The following is an 8,606-nucleotide window of genomic DNA, read 5'->3' as shown; positions in this document are numbered from 1 at the left end:
AATCCCACGATCTTCGAAAAGGCGGTTGGCTCTAGCGACGATTACGACGACGCCATCCGCGAACTAGCCGCGCAGAGCAAGACGCCGGAACAGATGTACGACAGGCTCACGACGGACGACATCCGTGAAGCCTGCGACACGTTCCACGGTCTCTACACGCAGACCAAAGGCGGGGACGGCTTCGTCTCCATCGAGCTGCCGCCGCATCTCGCCAAAGACACGGCCGGTTCCATCGCGGAAGCGCGGCGTCTGTGGCCGCTCATCAACAAACCCAACGTCATGATCAAAGTGCCGGCGACCGATGAAGGCATCCCGGTGATCCGGCAGCTCATCTCCGAAGGCATCAACGTCAACATCACACTGATGTTCGGCGCCGAATACTACGAAAAAGTCATCGACGCGTACTTCGCCGGCCTTGAAGATCGCATGGCGAAGAATCAGCCGCTGAGCGGCATCGCATCGGTCGCCTCGTGTTTCGTGAGCCGGGTCGACACCGCCGCAGACAAGCTCATCCAGGCTGCGGCCGACGCCGCAACCGACGACGCGAAAAAAGCGCAGCTCACCGCGCTGCTCGGCAAAGTCGCCATCGCGAATTCCAAGCGTCTCTACACGGTCTTCTTGCAATCGATCGAGAGCGCGCGCTGGAAGAAACTTGCCGGCGCCGGCGCACACAAGCAGCGGCCGCTCTGGGCGAGCACGTCGACGAAGAATCCGAAATATCCCGACACGTACTACGTTGAGGCGCTCATCGGACCGGACACGGTGGACACGATGCCGCCGGCCACGATCGACGCGTTCCGCGATCACGGCAAACTCGGCGCGCATCTCGAAACCGGCATGGAAGAGGCCGAGGAGCAGTTGCAGTCGCTTGAATCGCTCGGCATCTCGCTCAAGAAAATCACCGATGACCTGCTGAACGAAGGCCTCGAATCCTTCGACAAATCGTACGACGAACTGCTCGGCGTGATCCAGAAAAAGGCCTCGGCCTTGGCCGGCGCGGGCGCGGGCGAATAATGGCGTACGGGAGAACCTCCGCCGATCTGCAGGCGCTTGCCGATCGCGTTTGGCAGCGCGATCCGGATTTCTGGAAACGCGGCGACGCAAAAGCCGCGGCCGTCATCAAAAACCGCCTCGGCTGGCTGACGGTACCGGAGCTCATGCAAGGTCGCGTGGGCGAGATGAACGCGTTCGTCGACGGCTTACGCCGCGACGGCATCAGCCAAGTCGTGGTGATGGGAATGGGCGGCAGCAGCCTTTGCCCGATTGTCTTGGCCATGACGTTCGGCCGGCGCGACGGGTATCCGACCTTGCAAGTGCTCGATAGCACCTCGCCCGAGACGGTGCGGATGGTCGAGAGCCATCTCACGCTCGAGACGACGCTCTTCATCGAGTCGAGCAAGTCGGGGACGACGCTTGAACCGCGCTGCTTCGGCGAATATTTCTGGGCCAAACTCTGCGAGGCGATGGGCACGGCGAAGGCCGCGCAGCACTTCGCCTGCATCACCGATCCAGGCACGCCGCTTGAAATCCAGGGACGCGAGCGCGGCTATCGCGGCGTGTTCATCAATCCGCCGGACATCGGCGGGCGCTACTCGGCGCTCTCGTACTTCGGACTCGTGCCCGGCGCGTGCGCGGGCGTGGACATCAGCGAACTGCTCGCGCGCGCGGTGGCAATGGCGCGCAGCTGCGGCAGCGGCACGACCGACGAGACCTCCAATCCCGGAGCAGCGCTCGGCGTTGCGCTGGCGCACGGCGCACTCGGCGCGGGCCGCGACAAGATCACGTTTGTGACGTCGCCCGGCATCGCCGGCATGGGTTTATGGCTCGAGCAGCTCATCGCAGAGAGCACGGGTAAGGAAGGCAAAGGTCTGATCCCGATCTCGGGCGAGCCGCTCCTCGCGCCGAGCGCGTACGGCAACGACCGCCACTTCGTCGCATTGACGCTCGCGGGCGACACGTCCAACGACGCGAAGCTCGCCGACCTCGTGCGCGCGGGCCATCTGGTCACGCGCATCGCGCTGGCCGACGAGCTCGACATCGGCGCCGAGTTCTATCGCTGGGAATTCGCCACTGCGGTCGCGGGTGCGATGCTCGGCATCAACTCGTTCGACGAACCTAACGTGCAGGAGAGCAAAGATAACACCAATCGCATATTGGCCGAACACGCCCAAGCAACGGCAACCGATTACGTGGCGCCGGACGATGCCGCCGCACTCGAAGCTTTGCTCAAACAAGTGCAGCCGGGCGACTACATCGACTTCGCTGCCTTCATCGCGGTCAAAGAGAGCCGCGACGCGCTCATCACCCAGAACCGAAGATCGCTGTGCGAAGCGCTGCGCGTGGCGACCACCGCCGGCTTCGGCCCGCGCTTCTTGCACTCCACGGGCCAACTGCACAAAGGCGGTCCGAACACCGGCGTCTTCATCCAGTTCGTCATCCCCGACGGCGGCGAGACGCTGCCGATCCCCGGCCAACCGTTCGACTTCGGCACGCTGATCCGCGCGCAAGCGCTCGGCGATCTCCAATCGCTACGCACGCACGGCCGACGCGCACTCGGCGTGAAGTTGGAACCCGACGTAGACAGCGGGCTCGCCACGTTTGCGCGCACGCTAAGCGCGGCGCTGTCCGCGCAGGGGAGCAAAGTCTGATGCAGCTCGGCATGATCGGTTTGGGGCGCATGGGCGCCAACATGACGCAGCGTCTTTTGGAAGGGGGCCATTCGGTAGTCGTCTACGATCGCTCGACCGATGCGGTGGCGAAGTCCGCCGCCGCCGGCGCGAAAGGTAGCGGGTCGCTTGCCGACCTCGTCAAAGCGCTCGCGCCGCCGCGTGCCGTTTGGGTCATGGTGCCGTCGGGCGCGCCCACGAAGAGCACGATCCAAGAATTGGGCGGCCTCTTGCAATCCGGCGACGCGATCATCGACGGCGGCAACTCGTATTGGAAAGACGCGCAGGCGCAAGCCAAGGAATTGGAACCGAAAGGCATCGCGCTGATCGACGCGGGGACATCGGGCGGCGTTTGGGGACTGAAAGAAGGCTACTGTCTGATGGTTGGCGGCGATACCGCGCAATGCAGGCGCCTCGAACCGATCTTCCTCACGCTTGCCCCGAAGGATGGATATCTCTACACCGGCCCCGCCGGCTCCGGGCACTTCGTCAAGATGGTGCACAACGGCATCGAGTATGCAATGCTGCAAGCCTATGGCGAAGGGTTTGAGATCATCCAGGCATCGGAATTCGGCAAAGGCGTGGACTTAGGACAGTTGAGCCATCTTTGGAATCAAGGCAGCGTCATCCGCTCGTGGCTCTTGGAACTGGCGGAACTTGCATTTAAGGAAGATCCCGATTTGGAACGCATCGCCGGCTACGTGGACGACACCGGGGAAGGCCGCTGGACGGTGCAAGATTCGATCGACCTCGCCGTGCCGGCGCCCACGATCGCGCTCTCGCTCATGATGCGCTTCCGCTCGCGGCAAACGGATTCGTTCTCGGCCAAAGTCATCGCCGCGTTGCGCAACCAGTTCGGCGGCCACGCGGTGAAAGCCGAACCCGCCGCCAACGGCGCAAAATCGTCGTCTGAAGGGGCCGACGCTAGTCGGCCCAACGCGAAGTCATCCGAAGGGGCCGACGCTAGTCGGCCCAAGGCCTGATCGCCTTGGCGACTTCCACGATCGAAAATCCGTTCGCGCAAGGCGTGACGCAAGACCGCGCCACGCAGCCTGCGCAACTCGTCATCTTCGGCGCGACCGGCGACCTCACAAAGCGGAAGCTACTCCCCGCCGTCTACAACCTGGCGCAAGCGCAGCTGCTGCCGCCGGGATTCTGCATGGTCGGATTCTCGCGCGACGACTCGTGCAACGACGAGACATTTCGCAAGCGGCTGTCCGACTCGGTGGCCACATCCGGCGACGTGCGCGTGCAAGACGCCGCCGTGCTCGCAGACCTCTCGGCGCGGACGTACTATCTCTCGGGCGACTTCCACGACCCGAAGTGCTACACGCAGCTGAAGGCCGAACTTGCCAAACTCGATCCCAAGTACGGCACCGCCGGCAACCGCATCTTCTACATCGCCACACCGGCGAGTCTGTTTGGCGACATCGTCCAGCAATTGCACGATGCCGGCATGATCGAGGCCGCCGACGCATCGCAAAACCGCGCCTTCACGCGCATCATCGTGGAAAAACCGTTCGGCCGCGATCTCGCGTCGGCAAAGCAGCTCAACACCGAGATGCTGCGCTACCTCGGCGAAGATCAGATCTACCGCATCGACCACTATCTCGGCAAAGAGACCGTTCAGAACATCTTGGTCTTCCGTTTCGCCAACGGCGTCTTCGAACCGATCTGGAACCGGCGTTATGTGGATCACGTGCAGATCACGGTGGCCGAGAGTCTCGGCATCGAAGGCCGCGCGAGTTTCTACGAAGAGACCGGCGTGGTGCGCGACGTCATCCAGAACCACGCGCTGCAGCTGCTCTCGCTCGTCGCCATGGAGCCGGTCACGTCGTTCGATGCCACGGATTTCCGCGACGAGAAGGTGCGCGTGGTGAAGGCGGTGCGCCCGATCGCACCGCACGAAGTCGACAAGTACGCGGTGCGCGGTCAGTACGGCCCGGGCTTCATCGCCGGCGCCGATGCGGTGGGCTATCGTCAAGAGCCGGATATCGCGCCCGATTCGTCCACCCCCACCTATGCCGCGTTCAAGTTCGTGGTGGACAACTGGCGCTGGGCCGGCGTGCCGTTCTACGTGCGGTCGGGCAAGCGCATGGCCAAGCGCGTGACGGAAATCGTCATGCAGTTCAAACAAGCGCCGCACTTGCCGTTTCGCAACGCGCAGATCTCCGAATTGGAAGGCAACGTGCTCGCGCTGCGCATCCAGCCCGACGAAGGCATCACGCTGAAGTTCGGCGCGAAGGTGCCCGGCCCGAACATGCGCATCCGCTCGGTCAACATGGATTTCGGCTACGGTGCCACGTTCGGCCGCGAAGACTCGTCGCCGTACGAGCGGCTCATCTTGGATTGCATGAAAGGCGTGCAGACGCTCTTCGACCGCTCCGACGGCGTGGAAGCGGCCTGGGCCCTCATCGATCCGGTGCTGACCGCGTGGGCCGAAAAACCGCCGGCGAATTTTCCGAACTATGCGGCCGGTTCGTGGGGACCGCCGGAAGCGGACAAACTGCTCGCCGATGATGGCCGCGAGTGGCGGCGTCTATGATCGCACAAGACGGCAGCGCCAGACCCGCGCCGAACGGCTTCGAGCCGGTGGAGGTCTCTGCGGTCGAATCCGTATTGGCCAAGCGCTGGGAGCGCCCGGCCGGCAGCGCCACGCCCGCTCCGTCGCGCTCGTGCGCGATGAATCTCGTCACCTACCTCGAGGATCTGCACGACGCGCCCGCCATCTCATCCGTGGTCGCGAAGCTTGCGGCCACGCATCCGATCCGTTCAATCGGCATCGCGATGGATTTTGCCGCGCCCGAAGATCAGGTGCTCGCGTGGGTCTTGAGCCAGTGCTCGGATGCGGGCGAGGACTCGTCGGTCTGCAGCGAGCGCATCGTGCTGCTCGCGCACACCGATCAAGCAGCGCGTCTTGCTTCTACCGCCATCAGCCTGCTCAGCCGCGACCTGCCCATGGTCTTGTGGTGGAACGGCGGCTCGCCGTTCTCCACCCGGCTCTTCCGTTTGATCGCGCCGCTCGCGACGAAGATCGTGGTGGATTCGAAAGATTTCGGCGATGGCGCCGCCGCACTCGACACGCTCCGTCGTCTGTCCGAGTTCCACGGCGGTTCGACCGCGGTGGCAGATCTGAACTGGAAGCGCACGACTGCGTGGCGAGAAACGATCGCCGCGTGCTGCGATGATCCGGTCGTCACGGCGCTCATCCCCGACTTCGATCACTGCGTCATCGAGTGCTCGGCTTCAGCCGATGGCGTCGTGCCGCCGCCGGCGCGCGCGCTGCTCTTGGCAGGCTGGATCACGACGTGTCTGCCGCGCCTATCCGGTCACGGCTCGATCGTCGGCGTCACGAACCACGGCGGCGATCTCGGCTCAGTCACGCGGCTCACGTTTGGATCGTCGAAATCGTCGGCGGCGCTTGACGTCACGTGGGATGTAGATGCGCAACGCATCGAAGGGCGCGCGTTCGATGCACGCGGCGCGGAAGTTCGCCGGCTTGCGTTTGCCGCCGATCCGCAAGAGGAAGCCGTGTTACTCGACCGCTGCATCGGATCGCTCGATCGCGACGCGCGCTTCGACGCCGTGCTGCGCGCCGAATGAGCAAGACCTCCACGCCAAACGTGCGCGTGCTCGAGTCGCCCGCGGACGTCGCCGCAGCGGGCGCCGAGGCGTTCGTGCGAGCGGCCGGGCTTGCGATTGCGGCGCGCGGCCGGTTCGCCGTGGCGCTCTCCGGCGGATCAACGCCGAAGGCGATGCTCGCATTGTTGGCTGAGGCCCCGCACGCGGTCAAGGTGGACTGGCGGCACACGCATCTTTTCTGGAGCGATGAGCGCTGCGTGGGCCCGGAAGATCCCGACAGCAACTACGGCATGGCGCGCCACGCGCTATTGTCTGGCGGTCTCGTCCCCGATGCGAACGTCCACCGCATGATGGGTGAACTGGAGCCGCACGTCGGCGCGCTCGATTACAATTTGCGGCTGCGGTCCTTTTTCGGCGTCACCACGCCCGTCTTCGATCTGATCTATCTCGGCCTCGGCCCGGATGGCCACACGGCGTCGCTATTCCCACACACAGAGGCGTTGAAGGTCGCGGATCAACCGTGCGCCGCAAATCGCGTGGATTCCGGCGTTGCTTCGCCATGGCGGCTAACGCTCACGTATTCAGCGCTCAACGCGGGCCGCGCGGCGGTGTTCCTCACGGAAGGTTCCGCCAAGGCAGAGATCTTGCAAAAGGTTCTTTCGGGTCCTGTCGATCCCGCATTGTTACCCGCGCAAGGCGTCGTGCCTAAGCGCGGCGCGCTCACGTGGCTCGTGGACCGCGCCGCCGCCTCCCTGTTATGAACGTAGGGCGGACCTTTACGGTCCGCCGGCATCTTGTCCGCAGGGGCCGACGCTAGTCGGCCCACGTCATTTATGAATGCCTCGTTGCGGCGGCTTGAGATTCGGCATCCTACGCATCTCAGGATGCGGCGGCGGCGCCGGCATCACGACCGTCGGCAGCCGTGCCGAATGGTCGCCGAACGGCTTGGCGATGATCCTATATTCGAAGCCGAGCGTGGAATGGCCGCCGCGCAGTTCGCGCACCTCGAATCCCATCGATGATTTCGCCGCGATGTAGAGACCGTTGCAGTCGCCTTCCGGCATAGCGAAGACGAGATAGTTCGCGCTTTTGTCGATCACGTTCGCAAAGGCAGAATCGAGCGCGATGCGCGCTTCGCCGTTGACGAGCTGGCCTTCCCCAAAGTCCTCTATCGTGGGCTGGCTCTCGCGCGGCGCGTATGAGATGACGCGTTGTTGGCGCGGGCCGTGTGCGATGCAACCGCTGCTGCACATTCCGGCGGTGAAGATCTTACCAGCGATGGTGACGTTGCCCGCGGCGTCGACGATGAATGTGTCGGCCGATCTGTTGACTCCGAGAAAGAGCGGCCCGCCTGCGGTGAAGGCGTTGATAACTGCATTTGTCGATGACGAATTGGTCGTAGTAGCGAAGAGTGCATATTGGGGCGACACCACGTCGAGCGCCGGGTCGCAGCACGCGTTATCGAACGAAGCGGCAGTTCCAGACACGAAACCTTCGGTTTCCACGTTGCCGCTTCCGTCGACGATGAATGTCAATTTTCCGCCACTGAAGCCGGTGTAGAAGGCGGAGCCACTGGAAACCGCTTCCACGGCAGTGTCCGCCGCGTTGTTGTTTCCTATGGCTTGAATTGCTGTTGGACCGGAAGCCTGCAGACCGAAGCTCGCACCGATTGCCGCCACGCCGACGCCGTCGGCTCCGTTTGCGACTGCAACCAGACCGGTCCCGTTGCCTGCGCTGTCGTTCGCGATCGCGAGGACACCCGCGGCATTCCCCCTTCCCTCGACGCCGGCGGTAGAACCGTTACCCAACACGCCGACGTTCGACGAAGTGCCGCTGACGCCGAAACCGCTATTGGCGACGCCGTTGACGCCGATTCCGCTCTTCGACGTACCCTGAACGCCGTCACCGCTCACCGACGTGCCCTCCACACCGATGTCGAACTTGCCCTTCGTCGACGAATCGGTGCCGAGCACGCCGGCGGCGAACTTCGTCTTCGACGTGCCGTTGAATTTCGTCGTGCCCGTCAACGCCGTGCCACCGACGCTCGTGTTCGCGCTCGCCGGACCGCTGCCGTTGTTGGTGGTAGACGTGCATGGCGAGCTGCTGTTGCAGGCCGTATTCGGCGACAGATATTGCTCGTAGACCTGCGTCGCCATCGCCGGCAAGTGCAGCGCGCTTCCGAGGGCAAAACTGCCAAGACAGAGCGCCGAAGCGACGCCCAGTTGACGGACGTTTGGAACTCTCATCATCTCTCCTCATGCCGGACATCGCCGGCTTCCCGGGAGAAATGTAGTATCCAAACGCTGGGTTCCCGCTTTCCGGCGTGCTTGCGGGACTTTCGGGCACACGCATAAGCAT

The 8,606-nt window shown here is 63.9% G+C and carries 6 protein-coding genes and 1 pseudogene; 6 read left to right on the top strand and 1 reads right to left on the bottom strand.

What is annotated here, in order from left to right:
* From tal to pgl, 6 genes and pseudogenes are all read left to right on the top strand, one after another.
* Window positions 1-1,014: transaldolase (gene tal, locus VKT51_11320; GenBank protein ID HLJ84754.1), on the top strand; the 1,014-nt coding region annotated here is incomplete at its 5' end.
* Window positions 1,014-1,844, top strand: a pseudogene (locus tag VKT51_11315) (hypothetical protein). The gene tal and the pseudogene VKT51_11315, both read left to right, overlap by 1 nt.
* 479 nt (window positions 1,845-2,323) lie before the next feature.
* Window positions 2,324-3,649, top strand: a complete 1,326-nt coding sequence (gnd, locus tag VKT51_11310; protein ID HLJ84753.1) for a decarboxylating 6-phosphogluconate dehydrogenase — start codon at window positions 2,324-2,326, stop codon at window positions 3,647-3,649.
* A gap of 5 nt (window positions 3,650-3,654) precedes the next feature.
* Window positions 3,655-5,211 carry a glucose-6-phosphate dehydrogenase gene (gene zwf, locus VKT51_11305; GenBank protein ID HLJ84752.1) on the top strand — a complete coding sequence of 519 codons (1,557 nt, stop codon included), beginning with the start codon at window positions 3,655-3,657 and terminating at the stop codon, window positions 5,209-5,211.
* Complete coding sequence (locus tag VKT51_11300) at window positions 5,208-6,269, top strand: glucose-6-phosphate dehydrogenase assembly protein OpcA (protein ID HLJ84751.1); 1,062 nt, start codon at window positions 5,208-5,210, stop codon at window positions 6,267-6,269. The genes zwf and VKT51_11300 overlap by 4 nt, the downstream gene beginning before the upstream one ends.
* Window positions 6,266-7,009, top strand: a complete 744-nt coding sequence (gene pgl, locus VKT51_11295; protein ID HLJ84750.1) for a 6-phosphogluconolactonase — start codon at window positions 6,266-6,268, stop codon at window positions 7,007-7,009. The genes VKT51_11300 and pgl overlap by 4 nt, the downstream gene beginning before the upstream one ends.
* 66 nt (window positions 7,010-7,075) lie before the next feature.
* On the opposite strand, the gene VKT51_11290 is transcribed toward pgl, so the two are convergent.
* Window positions 7,076-8,494, bottom strand: a complete 1,419-nt coding sequence (locus VKT51_11290) for a hypothetical protein (protein ID HLJ84749.1) — start codon at window positions 8,492-8,494, stop codon at window positions 7,076-7,078.
* Window positions 8,495-8,606 lie beyond the last annotated feature (112 nt).

The organism is Candidatus Eremiobacteraceae bacterium (assembly GCA_035295225.1).
Lineage (GTDB): Bacteria > Vulcanimicrobiota > Vulcanimicrobiia > Eremiobacterales > Eremiobacteraceae > JABCYQ01.
Note: the sequence above shows the minus strand (reverse complement) of the source record. Positions and strands in the feature narration are given on the sequence as shown.